The 20,891-nt window shown below is 57.9% G+C and carries 19 protein-coding genes; 14 read left to right on the forward strand and 5 right to left on the reverse strand.

The genetic code is table 11. The features are described from left to right. Positions 1–106: 106 nt before the first annotated feature. Positions 107–988 carry a LysR family transcriptional regulator gene (locus tag ACZ9BE_RS11520; RefSeq protein WP_460143271.1) on the reverse strand — a complete coding sequence of 294 codons (882 nt, stop codon included), beginning with the start codon at positions 986–988 and terminating at the stop codon, positions 107–109. Positions 989–1,096: 108 nt separating this feature from the next. Here ACZ9BE_RS11520 and ACZ9BE_RS11525 point away from each other — a divergent pair, with 108 nt between their 5' ends. After that, positions 1,097–2,098 (forward strand): zinc-dependent alcohol dehydrogenase family protein, encoded by a 1,002-nt coding sequence (locus ACZ9BE_RS11525; RefSeq protein WP_457263130.1) that lies wholly within the window; start codon positions 1,097–1,099, stop codon positions 2,096–2,098. 273 nt (positions 2,099–2,371) lie between these two features. Here ACZ9BE_RS11525 and ACZ9BE_RS11530 read toward each other — a convergent pair whose 3' ends face one another. Continuing rightward, entirely contained in the window at positions 2,372–3,208 is an 837-nt protein-coding gene (locus tag ACZ9BE_RS11530; protein WP_460143273.1) for an MliC family protein, read from the reverse strand. A gap of 365 nt (positions 3,209–3,573) precedes the next feature. Between ACZ9BE_RS11530 and ACZ9BE_RS11535 the strand changes: the two genes are divergently transcribed. The 5 genes from ACZ9BE_RS11535 (at position 3,574) to ACZ9BE_RS11555 (ending at position 9,536) form a co-directional block, all read left to right on the forward strand. Then, positions 3,574–4,662 (forward strand): NAD(P)/FAD-dependent oxidoreductase, encoded by a 1,089-nt coding sequence (locus tag ACZ9BE_RS11535; RefSeq protein WP_476249432.1) that lies wholly within the window; start codon positions 3,574–3,576, stop codon positions 4,660–4,662. A gap of 270 nt (positions 4,663–4,932) precedes the next feature. After that, positions 4,933–5,451 (forward strand): sigma-70 family RNA polymerase sigma factor, encoded by a 519-nt coding sequence (locus ACZ9BE_RS11540; protein WP_038862146.1) that lies wholly within the window; start codon positions 4,933–4,935, stop codon positions 5,449–5,451. Further along, positions 5,438–6,418 (forward strand): DUF4880 domain-containing protein, encoded by a 981-nt coding sequence (locus ACZ9BE_RS11545; protein WP_476249433.1) that lies wholly within the window; start codon positions 5,438–5,440, stop codon positions 6,416–6,418. The genes ACZ9BE_RS11540 and ACZ9BE_RS11545 overlap by 14 nt, the downstream gene beginning before the upstream one ends. 121 nt (positions 6,419–6,539) lie before the next feature. Continuing rightward, on the forward strand, positions 6,540–8,930 hold the full coding sequence (locus ACZ9BE_RS11550) for a TonB-dependent siderophore receptor (RefSeq protein ID WP_476249434.1): 2,391 nt from the start codon (positions 6,540–6,542) through the stop codon (positions 8,928–8,930). A gap of 120 nt (positions 8,931–9,050) precedes the next feature. After that, positions 9,051–9,536, forward strand: coding sequence for a DUF6130 family protein (locus ACZ9BE_RS11555; RefSeq protein ID WP_056786081.1), 486 nt, complete (start codon positions 9,051–9,053; stop codon positions 9,534–9,536). A gap of 59 nt (positions 9,537–9,595) precedes the next feature. Here ACZ9BE_RS11555 and ACZ9BE_RS11560 read toward each other — a convergent pair whose 3' ends face one another. After that, positions 9,596–11,050, reverse strand: a complete 1,455-nt coding sequence (locus ACZ9BE_RS11560; protein ID WP_056786084.1) for a TrkH family potassium uptake protein — start codon at positions 11,048–11,050, stop codon at positions 9,596–9,598. 215 nt (positions 11,051–11,265) lie between these two features. Further along, entirely contained in the window at positions 11,266–12,258 is a 993-nt protein-coding gene (locus tag ACZ9BE_RS11565) for a TerC family protein (protein WP_258706710.1), read from the reverse strand. Between the two features lie 348 nt (positions 12,259–12,606). On the opposite strand from ACZ9BE_RS11565, the gene ACZ9BE_RS11570 reads away from it, so the two are divergent. The 6 genes from ACZ9BE_RS11570 (at position 12,607) to ACZ9BE_RS11595 (ending at position 16,788) form a co-directional block, all read left to right on the forward strand. Further along, the gene (locus tag ACZ9BE_RS11570; RefSeq protein ID WP_041480340.1) at positions 12,607–13,362 is read left to right on the forward strand and encodes a bestrophin-like domain; all 756 of its coding nucleotides are present in this window, start codon (positions 12,607–12,609) and stop codon (positions 13,360–13,362) included. Between the two features lie 323 nt (positions 13,363–13,685). Next, a complete protein-coding gene (gene folE, locus ACZ9BE_RS11575) occupies positions 13,686–14,243 on the forward strand; it encodes a GTP cyclohydrolase I FolE (protein WP_041480339.1) in 558 nt (185 codons plus the stop codon). Positions 14,244–14,288: 45 nt separating this feature from the next. Continuing rightward, entirely contained in the window at positions 14,289–14,831 is a 543-nt protein-coding gene (locus tag ACZ9BE_RS11580) for a DUF3833 domain-containing protein (protein WP_150635226.1), read from the forward strand. Beyond that, the gene (locus ACZ9BE_RS11585) at positions 14,828–15,538 is read left to right on the forward strand and encodes an SDR family oxidoreductase (protein WP_476249435.1); all 711 of its coding nucleotides are present in this window, start codon (positions 14,828–14,830) and stop codon (positions 15,536–15,538) included. The genes ACZ9BE_RS11580 and ACZ9BE_RS11585 overlap by 4 nt, the downstream gene beginning before the upstream one ends. 14 nt (positions 15,539–15,552) lie before the next feature. Continuing rightward, positions 15,553–15,858 (forward strand): DUF6482 family protein, encoded by a 306-nt coding sequence (locus ACZ9BE_RS11590; protein WP_016774774.1) that lies wholly within the window; start codon positions 15,553–15,555, stop codon positions 15,856–15,858. Positions 15,859–15,984: 126 nt separating this feature from the next. Then, positions 15,985–16,788, forward strand: a complete 804-nt coding sequence (locus tag ACZ9BE_RS11595; RefSeq protein WP_016774775.1) for a DUF1206 domain-containing protein — start codon at positions 15,985–15,987, stop codon at positions 16,786–16,788. Positions 16,789–16,830: 42 nt separating this feature from the next. Here ACZ9BE_RS11595 and ACZ9BE_RS11600 read toward each other — a convergent pair whose 3' ends face one another. Further along, positions 16,831–18,123 carry an Nramp family divalent metal transporter gene (locus tag ACZ9BE_RS11600; protein WP_476250136.1) on the reverse strand — a complete coding sequence of 431 codons (1,293 nt, stop codon included), beginning with the start codon at positions 18,121–18,123 and terminating at the stop codon, positions 16,831–16,833. Between the two features lie 278 nt (positions 18,124–18,401). Here ACZ9BE_RS11600 and ACZ9BE_RS11605 point away from each other — a divergent pair, with 278 nt between their 5' ends. Next, positions 18,402–19,532: a lactonase family protein gene (locus ACZ9BE_RS11605; protein ID WP_435405959.1), complete on the forward strand. Its 1,131-nt coding sequence runs from the start codon at positions 18,402–18,404 to the stop codon at positions 19,530–19,532. Positions 19,533–19,649: 117 nt separating this feature from the next. Then, the gene (locus ACZ9BE_RS11610; protein ID WP_252876329.1) at positions 19,650–20,891 is read left to right on the forward strand and encodes an MFS transporter; all 1,242 of its coding nucleotides are present in this window, start codon (positions 19,650–19,652) and stop codon (positions 20,889–20,891) included.

The following is a 20,891-nucleotide window of genomic DNA, read 5'->3' on the forward strand; positions in this document are numbered from 1 at the left end:
ATAAGAGCTGTGCAGAAATCAGCTTGAGCCACCTGTTCTTGTCGGCTTCAATGGCAGGAAAATTCGCTGATGGTCGATGTAGATCCGTCTTCCCGGCGAAACGCTTCTACAACATTTGCTCGCGTAGAAAATCGATGAACGCCATCGTCCGCGCTGAACGTCGTCGCTCGCGGCTGAGTACGGCGCTGACAGGCAGCGCGCTGGTCTGATAGCTGTCGAGTACGGTACTCACCCTGCCCTGCTCGACGTCAGCTGTGAACAGCCATTGCGGTGAGAGAGAAATACCCAAACCGGAGAGCACCATTTCGCGGATGGCCTCGCTGCTGTTGCTGGTGACGTTACCCTGAATGGCTACATCGAGTTCTTCGGCGCTGTGGGTAAAGTGCCAACGGTCGTAATGCTCCAGCAACGTGAAGCCGATGCAGTTGTGATCGGACAGTTCGCTTGGCTCAAGTGGCACGCCGTGCAGAGCCAGGTAACCGGGCGCGGCATAGACACGCCGTGGGCTATTGCCCAGTGGCAGTGCTACCAATCCCTCGCTCTTCACCGCGCCAATGCGGATAGCCAGATCGATGTTTTCCTTGAGCAGGTCTTCATTGTGGTCACTCAGCCGCAGATCAATCCGCACATCAGGATGGCGTTGCAGGAAAATCCCTATGAGCGGTGCGATGCATAACCTTCCATAACTGACCGGGGCGGCGACTCGTAAAGGGCCGGCGATCTGCTCCTGGCCACTGGTAAAGCTCCGTGTAGCAGTTTCGACGTGGCCGAGAATTTCCTGGCAGTGGTCGTAGAAGCGTTGACCTTGGTCGGTCAGGGCCAAATGCCGAGTGCTGCGTGCGAACAATGGCCCACCCAGATACTGCTCCAGCGCGCGCACTTGCTTGCTCACTGCCGGCTGCCCCATGTTCAGTTCACGGGCGACCGCCGAGAAGGACCCGCGCTCCACGACGCGAACAAAGACATGCATGCTGTCGAACAGATCCATCGACGATTGGTTCTCTTTGCGGAATAAGTCATATGCGAATTGGGTTTCTTATCGGAATGATTAAAGCGCGGCAATCTGTAAGCGTCCATCCCAACACAGGTTCCCGTCATGAAACATTCCATGCTTGCCGCCATCGCCGAGTCCGCTCAATCCCCTCTGGCCATCCGTCACATCGATCGCCCTGTTGCCGGTAAGGGGCAAGTATTGGTCAAGGTTCACGCCGCAGGGGTCAATCCGCTCGATACCAAAATTGCCGCCGGCGCAGGGGCTCACGCCCGTCAAACGCTGCCGGCCGTGCTCGGCCTTGACCTCGCCGGTACGGTGGTTGAAGTGGGTGAAGCAGTCCAAGGATTCACCCAGGGCCAGGAAGTCTTCGGCATGCCCGGCGGGATCGGCGGTGCCCAAGGCACCATGGCCGAGTACATTGCCGTGGATGCCCGCCTGATCGCGGTCAAGCCACACACCCTCAGCATGCGTGAGGCGGCTGCATTGCCTTTGGTATTCATCACCGCATGGGAAGGTCTGGTCGATAGCGCCAATGTTCGCTCCGGCCAGCGAGTACTGATTCATGGCGGCGCGGGCGGGGTCGGCCAAGTGGCTGTGCAACTGGCCAAGGCTCGCGGTGCCGATGTCTACGCCACAGGTTCGGCGGGCAGTCTGGACTTCATACGCTCGCTGGGGGCGACGGCGATCGACTATCAGGCACAGAGCGTTGAGGATTATGTCGAGCACTACACCGCCGGCGAAGGGTTCGACATTGTCTACGACACCGTCGGCGGCAGCACGCTGGATGCATCATTCAAAGCCGTGAAAGCCTATACCGGGCACGTGCTGAGCTGCCTGGGCTGGGGCCAGCACAGCCTGGCACCGTTATCGTTCAAAAGTGCCACCTACTCGGGCGTCTTCACTCTGGCTCCGCTGCTCACCGGCAAAGGACGCGAACATCACGGCGCTATCCTGCGCGAGGCCGCTGCGCTGGCCGACGCGGATCAACTGACGATCCGCGTGGATCAACAGCACTTTGCGCCGCAGGACGTCAACGAGGCGTTTCGCCAAGTCGCCGAAGGCCGCGGCAAGGGCAAGACGGTGATCGAGTTTGTGGGTGCATAGTTCCTTGTAATCTTTTTAGAGCGCACTCGGCCAAAAGCGTCCGCCTTTGGCCGTTAGTTGCCACACAAGGGCAACCGCTTTCGGCCAAGAGCTGCCGCCCCCATGGTCTTTTCCAGCCCAAAACGCTGTCGCCATTTGCTGCCGAACGTATGGCACACCTACTGGCATGGGCCGCACACCATATGGATGGCAACCCGATTCCTGTAGGCGGCTCGTTTTATGAGAGATGGCCTCTCACCCATTTGTATTTACCTGGCCTGAACAAACCGCTGCTCAAGGTTTTCTTTTGCATTGCTCTTCGGGCGCACCATATCCCCAAGTGATGATGGCTTCGGCCTTATGTTCCCAAAGCGATTCATTACGCCCGACGTACTTGATGCCAATGCCACTGAGTTGCTGGTACATCAGCGATACGCTGTCGCCACGCTCGGCTATTAATGTCGGCGGATCAGTTTCGAAGAACCTGACAGTTACCTCGTTTGCAGGGTTGCCGTCGCATTCGTAAAAGACAGGCCCAGTGCCAGAGATCAGTCGGTACCGTGCTTGCAACTCAGCGATGCGGTTCTGGTATTCCATGCGCAGGCATGCACCGACGTCATCACTCTTCCAGCAATCGTCCCGCCCCTTGATCCACCCCCGCTGCTCTGCTTTGAGCATTGGTGGATGCTCGTTGGCGGCCTTAATACTGGCACTGGCATACACTGCCGAGAGTTTGCGATCGAGGGCAGATAATTCCTTGTCTTCACATGTCAATGCTTCGATACCGCCAGGCTCCGCCTTTGAGCAATCGTAAGATGGACCAGGTGACGAATTGATAGCCGACGATGTTCCCGTGCGCGCCCCGGTCGACTGTATCGCACTGATTTGCTGATCAATGTAATTGCACCACTGCTCGGAGCTTCGCTCTGGGACATCTGACCCATCTTGAACCCCCAGCTTTATCTCGATCACTGACTTCCATTCGTCAGAACCTAAATCCGGTCCGTGCCCCTGCATATCAGCCGTATGCAGAACCTTATCGACCGATTGATACCACGTGTTTGAGCATTGAGATTGCGCCTTGGCAACGCCTGTGACGCCAATCAATAGCAAGACCAAATATTTGCGCATGTGCGGTTTCCCTGGATTTACGCAGTCGCCAACCACTCATCTTAGCCGGTCTCATCCGCTAGCGATCGGTGAGTCAATAGTGATTGCAGCATAAGAAGTCCTCGCTGCGCAGGCACGCCTGATGCGTCTAGGCCTTCAGCACAGTTCGGGTTTGCTCAGCAATTTCCAGATGTCGATATTTGGCGATTGTGTATGTATATGGTGGTGCCCTCCACGTGGGTGAAGGACCGGGGTGGATCAGTCGCACGGCACCGTTGTCGGACTCGGCCAGAAGCAGACACTTAAATAGCTCAACGATCAGGTTCTCATGTCATGAAATCATCCGGCTGCCGTACCATCGGCACATCGACAATACGGAGGTTGATATGGGAAATGGTCAGGGCAAAAAGGTCGTTGTCATTGGGGCAGGCATCGTTGGCGCGTCATTGGCGTATCACTTGGCAGGTAAAGGCGCGAATGTCACTTTGCTAGAAGCTGAAGATATAGCTTCGGGAGTGACTGGCAGCTCATTCGCCTGGCTCAATGCCTCACACTCCGAACCCGACCCAATCGCGCAACTGCGCGGTTCTGCCATCAAGGAGTACCGCCGACTCGAAACGCAGCTGCCAGGTCTGGAGATAAGATGGACAGGTGCCTTGTCTTACAGTGCGATGGCGATTGAGGCGCTGCCGATCTCAGGTCACCAGGCTTCGGTAAACCAGGTGTCTCGATCGCAGATTCTCGACTTGGAACCAAATCTCAAGAACCCTCCCCAGTCTGCTCTGTATGCGGCTGAAGAAGGAGCGCTGGACGCAGTAGCAGCTACGCATGCGTTGATCGCAGGTGCGCAGGCATATGGGGCGAAGATTCTCACTCAGACGCGAGTGCTCGGTTTGGTAACCCAGAGTGCAACGGTGACTGGAGTCGAAACAACGATAGGCAGCCTCGATGCCGATATTGTCGTACTGGCAGCCGGGGCAGGCATCACGAAACTGACAGACATGCTTGGAGTGTCCCTGCCAATAGAGGCCTCCCCTGCCATTTTCATCCGTTACAAGTCACAACCCGACCTCGTACACACCCTCATATCCAGCCCTGAAATGGAAGTGCGGCAAAGTTCGGATGGTGCGTTGCTCGCGGCGGAAGATTATCTGAACGATGCCGTGGAAAATCAGCCGGCAGCGATAGCGCTTCGCACTGCCAAGACAATCCAGAACGAACTCCATGGTGTCGTCTCCATAGAACTGGAACGGGCTTGTGTCGGCCTCAGGCCCATGCCTGCCGATGGCATCCCCATCATCGGTTATCTCCCCAAAGGAGGTGGAGTCTACGTTTGTGCGATGCACCCTGGAATTACTTTGGCGGCGATAGTGGGACGTCTGGCCAGCGAGGAGATCATCGATGACAAGGTGTCCAGTGCCCTTTGCCCATGCCGGCCTGATCGATTTTTGCAAGCGGAGGGAAGCCTCTTGTGAGGCAGAAATCGGCCAAGAGCAGACGTTCGAACCCAAGGTGATGCGATGAAGAGAAAAACTAGAATGACTGCACCTCTGACCAGTAACGCAGCAACCCAGCCTGGGCCTATTGCCGGGATCGGCGCGTCAGCCTGAACCGTGGCCAATTGTCGTAGAAACCCGGGGCGTCATTTCGCCCAAAGCAGGCGCTGCGCGCGACGTATTTGCCTGATGGCCCAACGCCTGAGTAGAATGCGATTCATTATCAATCATGTATGTCCCGGGATGCCGATGCGTAGCGACGAAACACTAGGTACTGCAGATCCAGGGCTGCTCTATCGCACCCACTTCTCGTGGTTACAGGGCTGGCTGGTCCGACGCATTGGCTGTCGCGATAATGCCGCAGATCTGGCGCAGGATACCTTTGTGCGTGTGCTCAAACACCGTCATCAGTCCGGCGCCCTGCGCGAGCCACGTGCTTATTTGAGCAGCATTGCCCGCGGTCTGATGATTGATCAGTATCGTCGTCGCGAACTCGAACGGGCCTACCTGGAAAGCATCACGTTGCTGCCGCAACACGAGGTTCCATCGGAAGAAAGCCGGCTGATGATTCTCGATGCGCTCGAGCGCATAGACCGTCTGCTTGACTCGCTTAAACCAAGAGTTCGTCAGGCGTTTTTATTTGCCCGACTCGACGGTCTGACCTGCGCGCAAATCGCCGAAAAGCTCGGTGTTTCCCGCGCGACGGTGGAGCGCGACCTGGCCACGGCCCTGCAACACTGCTACCGCTTGCGTTATGTCGAGGCCTGAGCCCGAGGCGCTGGATCCGGCCATTGTCGAGCAGGCGATCCAGTGGCTGGTGCGCCTTCGCTTCAATCAAGCCGATGAACAGACACAGCGCACGTTCGAGCACTGGCTGCAGCAGCGCCCGGAGCATGCGTTGGCGTGGCAGCGTGTGGAAACGCTTGGCGATGAATTCGAAGGCGTGCCAGCTCAACTGGCTCGACAAACCCTTAAGGGCGCCCAGCAGGGAATGCGCCGGCGGGAAAGCCTGAAGCTACTGGGCGTATTGGCGACCGTTGGCACGGCAGCCTGGCTCGGCCGCGACTACACCCCCCTGCCCTCCATGCTGGCACAACAACGCAGCAGCACCGGCGAGCAACGACGTTTCGAACTCGATGATGGCAGCCTTATCCAGCTCAATAGCGATAGCGCCGTCGACAGCGATTTCGACGCCCAGCGGCGCCTGATCATCCTGCGCCGAGGTGAAATCATCGTGAATGTCGGTGCGGATCAACACTCGCCGCAAGCGCGACCATTGTGGGTGCAATCACGCGACGGGATCATGCGAGCCCACAGCTCGCGCTTTCTGGTCCGCGAGCGTGACGACGGCACTCTGGTCGCAGCTCAGGAAGGATCAGTCACGGTTTTCCCCGGCTCCAGCCCAACGCCTGCGAGCCGCAACGTCCTGGCAGGAAACCAACTGCTGTTCACCCCAAGCGGCACCCGAACGTTCAGGGACAACGGCCTTGATCCATGGGGTTGGGGTGACGGAGTGATCAGTGCGAACCACATGAGCCTTGGTGACTTTATCGCGGAGTTGTCGCGTTATCGCCCGGGAGTCTTGCGCTGCGCCGAAGAGGTCGCTGATCGACGCGTTTCCGGCACTTTCCAGCTCGCCGACAACGATCGGGTCCTGGCATTGATCGCGCAGTCACTGCGCCTGCACATTGATTACCGAACCCGTTATTGGGTGACCGTAACCGCTGCCACCTGAGTCCACCTGAATATTTTTCTGCTATCTGAAAAATAATGAGGTGGTTTCTCATTCTCGTTCGACCTCTAAGGAAGGCCGGAATACAGGCCAGTCTGCCGATGTCCTTTCTTGGAGCGAGAAAATGAGTTCGTCCCCGGTTTCACAGCGCCATCCATTAAGTCGTGCCATGCACGGTGCGATCTTGGGTTTGATCGTGAGCAGCTACGCATTGCCATCGCTGGCGCAAACCTCGGGCGCTGACCACAGCGATCAAGTCAAACAGTGGAATATCGCCCCCGGCCCACTGGCGCCGGCGCTTGACCGTTTTGCGCGCGAAGCTGGCATCAGCCTTTCCTTCGACGCCTCGAGTGTGGCGAACCGCACCACGGCTGGCGTGAATGGCACGCTCGATACATCGGCAGCGCTGTCATCCTTGCTCCAGGGCAGCGAGTTGCAGATCGAACAGCAAGGCGCGAATGCTTACCTGCTGACCCCTCAAGCAAAAACCGCCGGCCCGCTGGAGCTCGACGCAACGGCCGTCGAGGACTACCGCCTCGCCCCGCTCATCATCAATGCCAAGGTTCGGGTCAGTGCCGACGACGACGCCAACTCGGTGGTCGCCAAGGAACTCTGGGTTGGCGGCAAGGTGGCCACCAGCATTCTCAATACACCGGCATCGGTGTCGGTGGTGACCAACAAGGAAATGCAGCAACGCAGCGTCAGCACCACGGAAGAAGCGCTGCAATATACGCCGGGCGTGGTCAGTGACTTTTATGGTACGGATGATCGCAACGACTATTTCCAGATTCGCGGCTTCCAGGCCACCACCTACCGTGACGGCTTGACCCTTAGTTCGATGCGCGGCGTACGCGAAGACCCATTCGCCTATGAGCGCATCGAGATTCTGCGTGGCGCCAACTCCACCCTGTTTGGCCCTGCGGACCCGGGCGGTTCGGTAAATTTCGTGACCAAACAGCCGCGCTTCGAGAAGTTTGGCCAAGGCTATGTGACCTACGGTTCGTTTGACCATGTCGAGACCGGCATCGATGTCGGCGATGCGCTGAACGACGAAAAAACCCTGGCCGGCCGCTTTACTGCCAAAGGCCAGAACAGCGACCGCGAGTACGATCACTCGCAGGACGACAACCAGTTGTTTATGGGTGGCCTGACCTGGGCACCGACGGATTACACGTCGGCCACTATGATTCTGGACTACCTGAAAACCGAGAGTTCGCCCAACAGCGGCGGCTATCCACTGGATCGGGAATACGACCGCAGCAAGTTTTATGGCGAGCCCAGCTACAACTTCCACGATGTCGAGCGCACCAGCCTCAGCGGTAACGTCACCCATGATTTCGACAACGGTTTCGTACTGCGCAGCAATCTGCGTTACAGCAAGTTGACCGATGATTTCGGCTACGTGTACCTCAGCGACAGCGCCGCACGTATCGGTACCACCGTCGATCGCTACCTGTTCGGAACCGACACTGAAGCCGACCAGTTCAACGGCAATCTGATGCTGCAATACGATGCCCGCTTCGAGAACATCGACAGCAGCAGTCTGGTGGGCGTGGAGTACCTCGATTCGACCACCAAGGAAAGCTCGGTCTACGCCCTGACAACCCCGATCGACATTGCCAACCCGGTGTTTACTGGCGTTCCACGCTCAATCGCGCCGTATGCCGTCAACAAGCGAGACGCGACCACCAAGGCTGTGTTTCTTCAGCAGAACCTGTCGTTCTACGAGCGTTTCATCGTCACCGGAGGTGTGCGCAACGACTCGATGGACCTGACCAGCAAAGGCTTGCAATCCACCGAGAAAGACAACTTCTCCGAAACCTCCTACCGAGGTGCGTTGACCTATATCGTCAACGATGAAGTCTCCACCTATGTGAGCATGGTCGAATCCGTCTCGCCGCCGCAGGTCGGCGTGACACCGCAGACAGGCAGGCAGTACGAAGTCGGCGTGAAGTATGCGCCGATGGGGATGGATGCACTGTTCTCCGCCGCCGTGTATGACCTGACCCAGGAAAACGTCACCATCGCCGTGGTGCTGCCGAGCGGCATCATCGAGCAGCAGACGGTGGGCGAATCGAGGGCGCGTGGCCTCGACCTGGAGGCCAAAGCGCAGGTGACGCAGAACCTCAGCCTGATCGGTGGCTATTCCTATATAGAGTCCGAGGTACTGCGCGGTTCGTTGTATGACGGCAGTTCCCTGAAGGGCAACGAGTTCGCCACGGCACCCAAGCATTCCGCTTCGCTGTGGAGTTACTACGACGTACCCGCCACCGATGTCAGCGTGGGCCTGGGTGCGCGCTACGTCGGCGCTTATTACTTCGATGCAGCCAACTCCGGCAAAAGCGATGGCACTACCCTGTTCGACGCCGCCTTCAACTACAAGATCGCCAAGGGCACCGACCTGGCGGTGAACGTCAGCAACCTGCTGGATGAGCAGCACGTGGTCGGCTCCGGCACGGCGAACTTCTACAACCCGGGCCGCGAGATTACCGCCAAACTGAGCTACAACTGGTAATTAGGCGGGTAGCCTATTTTTTCGTAAAGGAAACGGTGCCCGCGTTACCGCGAGCACCGTTAACTACGGGCATACTCAGCTTGATCTACGCTTGAATGAAATCACGCGGAGAACCAGATCATGTCCCTCGCTCCCGGAAGTCTATTGGCCCTGGCTGTGGGTGTCTGCTTTTGCACATCCGTGCTCGGACAAGGGGCAGCAGACAGCGATTCTCCACCGGCGATACTGCCATTGGCATCCGAGAGTGCGCCGAGACTCATTGCCTACCCGCCGCTTGCCGAGCCACTCGCCCGCGGAGTGGTCATCATCCAGTTTCGAACAGAGCACGCCAGGATCATGCCGGTGTTTGGCAAGGTGGCTGCCGAGGTATCACCACGCTTAGGTCACCTTCACGTGACCGTCGATGACTGGAAAGGTACGTGGGCGCACACCAGTGAAGACCCGATTATCCTGGTCGGGCTAACCCCCGGTCCTCACAAGGTTCTCTTGGAAGTGGCCGACCCGACGCACCAGATCATCACCAGTACGACAGTGAGTTTTACAGTACCGGAGAAGAAACCGATGGACGCTCCCCGTACTGACGATCATCACGCGGTAAAACCATGACTGCCGTGCTATTCACCGAAACAGGCAACAATCGACGTCCCTGCCAGCGACTGACTGGCTCAATACCTCCAGAAAACCGGGGTCACGAGCACCAACACCGTCAGGATTTCCAACCTGCCTAGCAACATGCCAACGGTGAGAAGCCATTTGGCCGCATCTGGCAGTGACGAGAAATTACCTGCCGGTCCAATAATGGTGCCCAGGCCGGGGCCGACGTTACACACCGCCGTAGCGGCACCGCTCAGGGCAGTAATCCAATCAAGCCCGATCAGAGCCAGGCCCAAAGCGATGGCGGCAATCGTGATGGTGAAAAAAAACGAGAAGGTCAGCAGCGAGCGGACGATTTCCTCATCGATGGGATGGCCGTTGTATTTTTTCTGAATCACGGCCCGAGGGTGGATCAACTGCTTCAAGCTGCTGACCAGAAGCGCGGCGGCCACCTGGAAACGGAAGATTTTCAGCCCGCCGGCCGTTGAGCCGGAACAGCCACCGACGAAGGTCAGATAGAAAAACAGCAACACAGCGAAGCTGCCCCACAAGGTGTAGTCGCCAACCGCAATTCCAGTGGTCGTGACAACCGAGGTCACATTGACCGCCACGATACGAAACGCGTCCCACCATCCGTAGTCGCTGTGAAAATACAGCCAGGTACCTACCGCCAACGATGTGACGAGCAGGAATCCAATAAACCCGCGTACCTGGTGGTCCCTGATCAGCGCACGCCGATTGCCTCGACATGTAGCGACGTACAAGGTGAATGGCAGGCTGCCCAGGATCATGATGACCACCGCCACCCAGTGAATTGCTGGCTGCTCCCAATGCCCGAGGGAGGAATCCGACGTCGAGAACCCACCAGTAGAGATCAACGACATTGCGTGGTTGATCGCTTCGAATGGGGTCATTCCTGCGAGCCAGAGCGCCAAGGTGCCGATACCCGTCAGGCTTAGATAGAGCAAAAGGATGTACTTGGCTGCGACATGAGAACGTGGTGTCACTTTCTCCGACCAGTCCGAGGACTCTGTCTGGAAAAGACGCATGCCGCCGACTCGCAAGAGCGGAAGAATCGCGACAGCCATGCCGATAAAACCGATGCCGCCTAACCAGTGCAGCATGGAACGCCAGATCAACAAGCCGGGAGAGGCGCTATCCAGACCGGTGAGTACCGTCGAGCCAGTGGTTGTGATGCCCGACATCGTTTCAAAGAACGCATCGGTGTAGCTGATATCGCTGATGAAAACCATGGGTAACGCTGCGAAGGCGCACACAACAACCCAGCTCGCGGTAGTCAGCAAGTACATGTCCCTGGGCCGAAGATTGCCGGTCTCCGGACGCCCTCGCACGATCAACAGCAGACCACAGATGAAGGTAATCAGACTCGACCAGAGAAAGGCCGACAGATCGTCGCTGCGCTCATGGACCACCAGCGTGAACATGGGTATAGCCATGCTTACCGCCAGGGTGATCAGAAAAATACCCAAGATGAAGCCGATAAGCCGAATTGCTGCGAGGGACATCACGATAGCGTTCCAAATTAGCGCCGCGCAGTATCGGATGCCCTCAATAAAGACTGCGTAAATTCTCCGTAAAATTTTGACCTGCGATCAGTCAGGCTGCGGGAGCCAAGTCGTAGCCATGGGGCAATTACAACCCTCCCAACAGGCAGAAATCGCCAAACCCAGCGCTTACGCCGGGTTGGCGAATTTCGTTTAGCGGCCGACTCCTGCCTGGTTCAAACCCGCGGGCCAGCGGAGTGCTTGCCGCGGGTTTTCCACAGCGAAAGCAGCACACCGCCAAGCAACAAAGTCACCGTCACGCTCAGAGACAGGACTGCCGGAATCTTGCCGATGATGCCGACCATGAAGATCTTGCCGCCGATAAACACCAGCACCAGCGCCAGGGCGTACTTGAGGTAGGCGAAGCGGTGGATCATCGCCGCCAGAGCGAAATACAGCGCACGTAGGCCGAGGATGGCGAAGATGTTAGAGGTGTAGACAATGAACGGATCCTGGGTGATGGCAAAGATCGCCGGCACGCTGTCGACGGCGAATACCAGGTCGGCACACTCGATCAGCACCAAGGCCAGGAACAACGGCGTCGCCCAGACCACGGACTTGCCACTGGCATCGGTCTGGCGAACGAAGAAGTGCCCTTCATGCAAGCGATCGGTCACGCGCATGTGCTTGCGCAGGAACTTCACCAGCAGGTTCTCGCTAAGGTCCGGATGGGCATCGATCTTGCTGAACAGCATCTTTACCCCGGTCAACAGCAGGAAGATGCCGAACACATACAGAATCCAGCTGAACTCGGCGATCAGCGCTGCACCCAGGCCAATCATGATAGCGCGCAGCACTATTACACCGAGAATGCCCCAGAACAGCACCTCGTGCTGATACTTACGCGGAATTGAGAGAAAGCTGAAGATCATCGCCATCAGGAAGACGTTGTCCATCGACAACGATTTCTCAATCAGAAAGCCGGTGTAGAAATCCATCCCGGCATCACCGCCCTTGACCTGCCAGACCCAAAAGCCGAACAGCAAGCCGGCGGCAATATAGCCCGCAGACAGCAGCAGGCTTTCACGGACGCCGATCTCTCGATGCTCACGGTGCAGCACCCCAAGATCGAAGATCAAAAGGCCCAAAACGATGCTGACAAAAACGAGCCACAACCAAGTGGCGGTGCCGAGAAACTCGGCAAAAAAGAACGGTTCCAGGGCAGTCATGAGCCCCCTCCTCTAGTGTCGAAGTTGTACAAACTGCAACTCCGACATGGCAGCGATTCGCTGTCAGAGGGGCCCGGCGTTGTGAGGAAAAATTTAGAGAGCCGTGTGCGATTTCTCAATCGATCAAGAGTTGCAAGTTATTTCACAATGGCAGCCTCGTCAGAGGTTGAACTGCCTGTCGTCAGAAACTGAACGTACGGAGATCGATCACAATCTTCCGGTGATCAGCGCTGGCGTTCACACCGATATTGGCGCCATTGCCGACCTGCAAACTGACGACCAGGATTCGCGAAGAACCTGGCGGTCTATCCTTCAAGACTTGACTCACATTGATCGAGGCACTGCTGTATGAACTCTCTATGGATAGCACTGGCCATTTTCGGATGCCTCGTCGCTGCCTCGCTTCTCATGATGCAGTGGTACCCAAAGCTGGCAGCCCAACACAGGGACGACGAAACCAACTCCGTGATTCGTCTGGTCGCCAACATTTTTGTGGTGATGACCTCGCTGGTTTTTGGCTTGATGATCAATTCTGCCAAAAACACCTTTGAGTCTATTGATGCGAACTTCCATGGGTATGCAACCAGCATGATCATTTTTGATCGGACACTGCGGGGCTATGGCGATGCGGCGCAAGACACGCGAAATCGTCTGATCACCTATCTTGAGCGCGCTATCGAGACCCCGTATCGGGGAGACGAGGCGCTGCAGCATCGTAACAGCGAGGCGGCTAAATACCTGGATGACATAGGTAAGTCTTTGGCCCTTATAAAGCCTGCGGACCGCTACCATGAAACGATGCTTCAGGATATTCGTCAGCAATATCATTCGCTCATCGAGCAACGCTGGAGGATCGTCGAACAGTCAGAGGGAGCGATTCCTGGCCCGCTTATCGGGATGCTTGTAGCCTGGTTGACGCTCATCTTCGCCAGTTTTGGCTACCGCGCTCCCCGTAATTCGATGGTGAGAGGAATGTTCATCATCTCGTCATTGCTCATTGCAGCTTCCGTGTACCTTGTTTTGGACATGGACATACCATTTCACGGGCCTATCCAGATATCCGACGAGCCCCTGCGCAGGGCACTCGCGGTAATGCGGCTCTAGGGGCTAGCGCTCTGAGTCGTGGCCTCAAGATGAATCACGCGGAGTACGCTTGTAGCCGATTGCTGCCAGTCGCCACCGGCAGTTATCGATCCCGAGTAGCTATCAGGCGAGATGCCAGCACATCTGCGCCAAGCAAGCCGCTCACCAAACCTGGCGCAGGTTTGTCCTGCCTGAACTCCCAAACCCGCACAAAAAAATCACCGATTCATTGTCAGTTGATTTTTTTCGGCCTATCTTGAATAAAACCTATACAGGCAACCTGTATGCGTACAACCTTTTCGCCAGACATTGGCCCTCACGCAGCACCGCCACGAGTGACCCGAATGAGCCCACTATTAGCCAGCCATTACCGTGAAATCCTCGTTGGCGTCGGCGAAAACCCCGAGCGTGAGGGGCTTTTGGATACGCCCCAGCGCGCCGCCAAGGCGATGCAATACCTGTGCAATGGTTACGGGATGAGCCTGGAAGACGTCACCAATGGCGCGCTGTTCGAATCGCAGAGCGATGAAATGGTGATCGTCAGCGACATCGAGCTTTATTCGCTGTGTGAGCATCACATGCTGCCGTTTATTGGCAAGGCGCATGTGGCGTATATCCCCACTGGCCGGGTGTTGGGGCTGTCGAAGGTGGCGCGGGTGGTCGACATGTTCGCGCGGCGCCTGCAGATCCAGGAAAACCTCACTCGGCAGATTGCTCAGGCGATCCAGCAGATCACCGATGCCGCCGGCGTCGCGGTGGTCATTGAAGCCAGGCACATGTGCATGATGATGCGCGGCGTCGAGAAGCAGAACTCGATCATGACCTCCTCGGTCATGCTCGGTGCCTTTCGCGACAGCTCGACGACGCGGCAGGAATTTCTCCAGCTCATCGGACGGCGCTAGGCCTATACATAATCTGTTACCTGTACAAGCTCAAGGAGTAGGCGCATGACCCGATTTCTGCTGCTGTTAGGACTGGCGCTCAGCATCGCAAGCTGCGGCAGTGTCGATGTTGCTCGTTACGCTGACCAGCAACCTGCATTGAGTCTGGAGCAGTTTTTCAGCCAGCCCGTCAAAGCCTGGGGGATGTTCCAGAAGCGCAACGGCGAAGTGGTCAAGCGTTTCGAGGTCGATATCGCCAGCCGTCGTGAAGGTGAAAACCTGATCCTCGACGAGCGCTTCCGTTACAGCGACGGCACCCGTGAGCGTCGGGTCTGGACCCTCACTCCCGGGGGCAATGGTCAGTGGAGCGGTCGCGCGCACGATGTGGTCGGTGTCGCACAGGGCCAGATCGCAGGCAACACCTTCCACTGGCGTTATCGCCTGAACCTGCCAGTCGACGACTCGACCTACGAGATGAGCATGGACGACTGGATGTACCTGGTCGACGAAGACACGTTGATCAATCGCACCCGTATGTCCAAGTGGGGTTTCGAAGTCGGTCAGGTGACGGTGTTCTTCCGGCGCCAGAACGCTGGGACGAACCCATGAGCAGTGGGTTGACCCTGGCCTCGTTCGGCGACGGTTATCGCGCCTTGGTGATCGGCGCCAGTGGCGCCCTCGGCACGGCGTTTTGCCAACATCTGCAACAGGATCCACGTTGCGCCAGCGTCCGTGCGCTGGGACGCCAGACTGTGCCGAAGCTCGACCTCGAGCAACCCGAAACGATCGCCAGCGCCGCCGTTGAACTGGCAGGCGAAGCACCCTTTCACCTGATCATTCACGCGGCCGGCCTCCTCCATCGTGACCGGATCAAGCCGGAAAAAAGCTACAGCGCGATCGACGCCGAGTCGCTGCAGGCCGTGTTCCAGGTCAACACGCTGGGGCCTGCATTGCTGCTGCGCGACTTTCTGCCATTGCTTGCACCTCAAGGCGCGATGGCGATGCTTTCGGCAAAAGTCGGCAGCATCGGCGACAACCGTTTGGGCGGCTGGTACGCCTATCGCGCCTCCAAGGCTGCGCTGAACATGCTGATCAAGACCGCCGCCATCGAGCTTTCGCGCACTCGCCCGCAGAGCCGCTTGCTCAGTCTGCACCCGGGCACGGTGGTCTCGCCGTTGTCGCAACCTTTTCGCGGAGCCTCAAGCGCCCGCCCGGCAGACATTGCCGCTGCGCAATTACTGAGTCTGATTGACACGCTGACGCCGGCCGATAGCGGCCATTTCTTCGCCTACGATGGAGAACGCCTGCCCTGGTAGGCAAGGAGTGAAGCATGAATCTGCAAACCCTCACCGAACGAGCGGCCAACAGTGAAGTTCGCGAACTGGAGCTGCTGTCACTTGAAGGTGGTTTTTATCTGGCGAGAATTCGCGTGGATCAGGGCCAGTTCACCTTGCTCGATGACGCGGCCAAGCCAATGCACCTGCGCTCGATCACTCACCTGCGCGACTTGCTGCAAACCGTGCCGGCGTTTCCCTGCGTGCTGGTGCAGCAATGCGTGCACGACGAAATGTGTGGCCGGGATTCAGGGCCGGTTGAAGAGCTGCGCATTCCGTTTTCGCTGACCACGCCTTTATGAGGCTCAAGCGCGGCGAGCACTGAATGGCAGGCTGATAAGGCGCGCGTCGCCCAAGGGCGACGCATTTATCGAACCCCTGCTCCGTCCACGGGTCTGCTTCACATCGATTCCCTGGAAGTAAAACCCATGTCCACTCAACACACGCTTGTCCTGCTTGCCCGAGGCGGATACGCCGCGCGCGGCGTTTTGTATCTGATCATCGGCATCTTCGCGCTGTTGGCAGCGCACGACTCCACCAAACCCAAAGACAGTCACAAAAGCCTCGAAGCATTGCTCAGTCAGCCCTTTGGCTATGTGCTGATCGGTGTTGTGGTCGCCGGCCTGCTGGCCTTCGCCGCGTGGCGTGCGCTGCAAGCGATCCGCGATGTCGACCACCACGGCAGCGAGTTCAAAGGTCTGGTCATCCGTGCAGGTTTGCTTGCTGGCGGTCTGGTCAACGCGGCGCTGGCCTTCTTCGCCTTGGGTCTGTTGGTGAGTGGTCTCAGGAGTTCGGGCGGTTCCGGCGATGGCAAGACCAAGGATCTGCTTGCGCAGCTGCTGTCGTTCGAGCATTCGAACCTGTTGATCTACCTGATCGCGCTGATCCCGCTCGGCGTCGGTATCGCCCACATCATCAAAGGCTGGAAAGCCACTTTCGAGAAGTACTTCGAGGCGGATGACGAAGTGATGCGTTACGTGCGCCCGGTGTCGCGCTTTGGCTTGATCGCCCGAGGCGTGGTGTTTATCGAGATTGCAGTGTTGATGGCGGTCAGCGGCTCGGTTTACCAGGCGACCAATCCACCCGGCATGAAGGAAGCACTGGATGCTTTGCAGAATCTGCCGGCAGGCGGTGTGCTGTTGATGCTGATGGCCTTGGGGCTGATCGCGTTTTCGGTGTACAGCTTTTCCGAAGCGGCCTGGCGCCGGATCGAAATGGATGTGCCGTTGTAAGCGGCGATTCGAGGGGACGTGTGCCCCCTCGACTTTTCGTCATCAATTGAACAGATCAACGCCCAACTGAAACGCTACCCAGAGCGCCAGCCCGGTGGCAAACAACAGCGCGATGTTTTCAAACAGGTTGTTGCGGTATTGCTTGTCCAGCAACGATTTCTGGTTGGACATGATCAGCAAGCCTAGGGAAATCACTGGCAAACCAATGATGTTCAATGCGCTGACACCGATGGTCAGGGTGACGAAATCCGGCATGCCCGGCATCGACCAGATCAGCGGCGTGACCAGGATGAACAGCATGAACCACTTGTGCATCGGGTCGTGATGGAACTCTTTGCCGTACTTCTCGCGGCGCTCAGGACGAACATGCTGGAAGGCATCGGTGATCAGCATCGGAAACGCTGTGGTCTTGCCTGAAATACTGGCAAACAAGGTCGCGAATACGCCGATGAAGAACACATACCAGCCGATCGGGCCGAAGAAGATTTCCAGCGCCTTGCCCAGATCGCCCAAGGTTTTCACCTCGATGCCGTTGGGCCGCAGGATTTCCGCGCCGACGATCCAGATCGCCAGGTTGATGATGATCCCGACGAACACCGCAAACAGCAGATCGTTACGCTGAATGCGCTTGTGCTGCGGCCCGGTCCAGCCTTTCTGGCGCATGACATACGGGTGCACGAAGTTGGCGATCGAGCCGGCGACCGCGCCAATTACCGAGACCGCCACCAGCAACGCGCCATGCACGCCTTCGTCCGGCGGAATGCTGAAGCCGATGGTGCCTTTGATGATGCCTGTGACATCCGGGCCGGACATCACCGCCAGGGCGATAAACGCCAGGGTCATGATCGCCAGCAGCAGCTTCATCACGCCTTCGATCATCGTGTAGATGTTGCGCCCGACCAGCATCCAGACCGCCAGCACCACCGCCACCGAGCACAGCAATGGCTGATCGATCTTGAACAGCATCGCCAGCGACTCCCCTGCCCCCTTGATCATGTAGGCGTTCATCAAGTGCCCCATCAACAAGGCATAAACCAGCATGAACCAGGCAAACACTGGGTTGAGCTGGGCGTAGCCTTGCAGAATGGTCATGCCCTGGTTATTGCACAGCTGGAACCGGGCAATGATGTTGACGATCAGGTACCTGAGCAACAGCGAGACCGCCAGCACCCACATCATGGCGTAGCCGTAGTTCGCACCGGCCACGGAGGATGTGATCAGGTCACCCGCACCGAGCCACGACAGCACGGCGATAATGCCGGGGCCGAGTAGTTTCAGCGTTCGCAGGAACAGGTTTTGCGGTTTCGCAGCGGCCTGATGATCGAGTGGAGCCATGCTCGTCATAGGGGTATCTCCGTTATTGTTTTTGTGAGAATTGATGCAGTGCGCACATTAGGTAGGATGTCGTACAACAACGCTAACAGGAGAGTATGTAAAAATGTTTCACAACTCGCTGATTACCGTACTGCTCGATCATTTCTGTTGATCAACATCCTCTAATACGCGTCTATAAAACTAGGCTAAGCGACGTTCCAGCTCCATGAAATAGACATTGAAGCCTTAGCCAATCACTCATAGGATGACTGATCACAACAACAATAAGGCCGGAAATGATGAAAAGAACCATCGCAATCGCTGCGCTCGCTTCAACCCTGAGCGTGACGGCCAATGCCGCCACCTATGCCTACATCTCAAGCCCCGGTGACGGTCTGATCTCGCAGTATCGCCTTGATCAGAGCAACGGCGCGCTTACCCTGGTCGAACAGATTCAGGCCGGTGATCAGGTCAATCCCATGGCGCTCACCCCGGATGGCAAGGTGCTGTTTGCAGCCTTGCGCGTCAAACCCTTTCAGGTGCTGGGTTACCGGATCGATCGCCAAAGCGGTCGCCTGACAAAATTCACCCAAGCGCCCCTGGCAGAGAGCATGGCCTACCTGTCGACCGATCGAAAAGGTCGCTACCTGCTCGCCGCGTCCTACGGCGCCGACACGCTCAGCGTTCAGAAGATCGGCGAGGATCAGCAACCTTCCGCCGATATCGTTCGCTACAAGACCGGCCTGCATGCCCATTCGATTCGCACCGAGCCGAGCAATCGCTTTGCCTACGCCGGCAACCTGGGCACCGACAAGGTGCTGCAATATCGCCTGGATGCCAAGACTGGCGAGCTCAGCCCGATCGGCAACGGCTCGGTCAGCGTCCCGGACAACACCGGCCCTCGGCACCTGGCGTTCTCGCCGAACGGCAAATTCCTTTACGTTGTCGGTGAAATGAGCGGCACCGTGACCGCGTTTTCAATCGACGACGCCAGCGGCGCGTTAACGCAAATCGCTGTGGCCAACGGCATTCCCGAACGTTTGCAACTGGCCCACGGCGAAGTCCGTGATGCGCGCAACAACGACCTCAAAGACGACCCGACCCCGCGCATCTGGGCTGCCGACCTGCGCATGTCGCCGGATGGAAAACTGCTGCTGATGAGTGAGCGCACCAGCAGCAGCGTTTCGGCATTTGCCGTGGATCCGGCATCAGGAGGACTCACGTTTCTCGACAACTACCCCGTGCAAGAACAACAACCGCGTAACATCGCCTTCTCCCCCGATGGCCACTGGCTGCTGGTGACGGGCGAGAAAAGCGCCAAGGTCGGTACGTACGCGGTGAGCAAGGATGGCGCGCTGAAGCGTGTCGGTGAAGCGGCATCCGGCAAAGGCGCATTGTGGATCGAGATACTGCAAACGCCTGACGCATGAATATCTGCGGAGCAGCAACTGCTCCGCCGTCCTGCAACTAATCCCCCGCCGCTTCGGTCATTAGGTTTGCCGAGGTTGATACATTTACGCAGACCTCACTTTCAAGAGACTGCCCCCGTGATCAGCCATCTCGATCGCCGCAACAACCGCTCGCTGGACAGTCTGAATTTCTTTCTCGCCGATGTCCGCGACGGCCTCGGGCCGTACCTCGCCATCTACTTGCTCGCCGTGCACCACTGGGACCCGGCCAGCATCGGCGTGGTCATGACTCTCGCCGGTATCGCTGCACTGATCACGCAGACACCGGCCGGTGCACTGGTTGACAGCAGCCGGGCGAAACGTGCGCTGGTCATCATCGCCGCGCTGTTGGTGACGGTGAGTTGTCTGTTGCTGCCGTTCATTTCGTCATTCAGTCTGGTGGCATTGACTCAAGCCTTGAGCGCGGCGGCAGCATCTATTTTTGCCCCGGCCATTTCCGCGATCACCCTGGGCATCACCGGCCCACGAGCATTCACCCGGCGCACCGGTCGCAATGAGACGTTCAACCACGCCGGCAACGCGTGCGCGGCGTTGTTGGCCGGTTTGTTTGCCTATCTGTTCGGTCCGGTGGCGGTGTTTTATCTGATGGCGGTCATGGCGCTGGCCAGCGTGATTGCCGTGCTGTTCGTCTCGGCCGAGGCGATTGATCACGATGTCGCGCGCGGTTTGCAGCCTGGCGATCAAAGCCATCAGCCGTCCGGCTTCAAGGTACTGCTGAGCAATCGCCCGTTGCTGATGTTCGCCCTGTGCTGCGCGCTGTTTCACTTGGCCAACGCGGCGATGCTGCCGCTGGTGAGCCAGAAACTCGCCCAAGCCAACTTGCACATGGCCACGCCGCTGACGTCGGCGTGCATCGTCGCCGCGCAACTAGTGATGGTGCCGATGGCGCTGCTGGCCGGTGCGAAAGCCGATGTCTGGGGGCGCAAACCGTTATTGCTGGCGGGTTTTCTGATCCTGCCGCTGCGTGGCTTGCTCTACACCTTCTCGGATGATCCGTACTGGCTGGTCGCCGTGCAGTTGCTCGACGGCGTCGGCGCTGGGTTGTTCGGCGCGCTGTTCCCGGTGATGGTCAAGGATCTGACCCTCGGCTCCGGGCATTTCAATGTCAGCCTCGGCGCGCTGACCACAGCGTTTGGCCTGGGCGCGGCGCTGAGCAATGGGCTGGCCGGTTTTGTCGTTGAGGCCGCCGGTTACAGCGCGGCATTCCTGACCCTTGCCGGGGTTGCAGCGGCTGCATTCCTGCTGCTGTTGATCGCTGTTCCGGAAACGCAGCAGCGGACTGAGCAATTCGAGTCCGCTGCAGTTATGGGCCAAACCTGA

Source organism: Pseudomonas sp. TE9122, assembly GCF_056278925.1.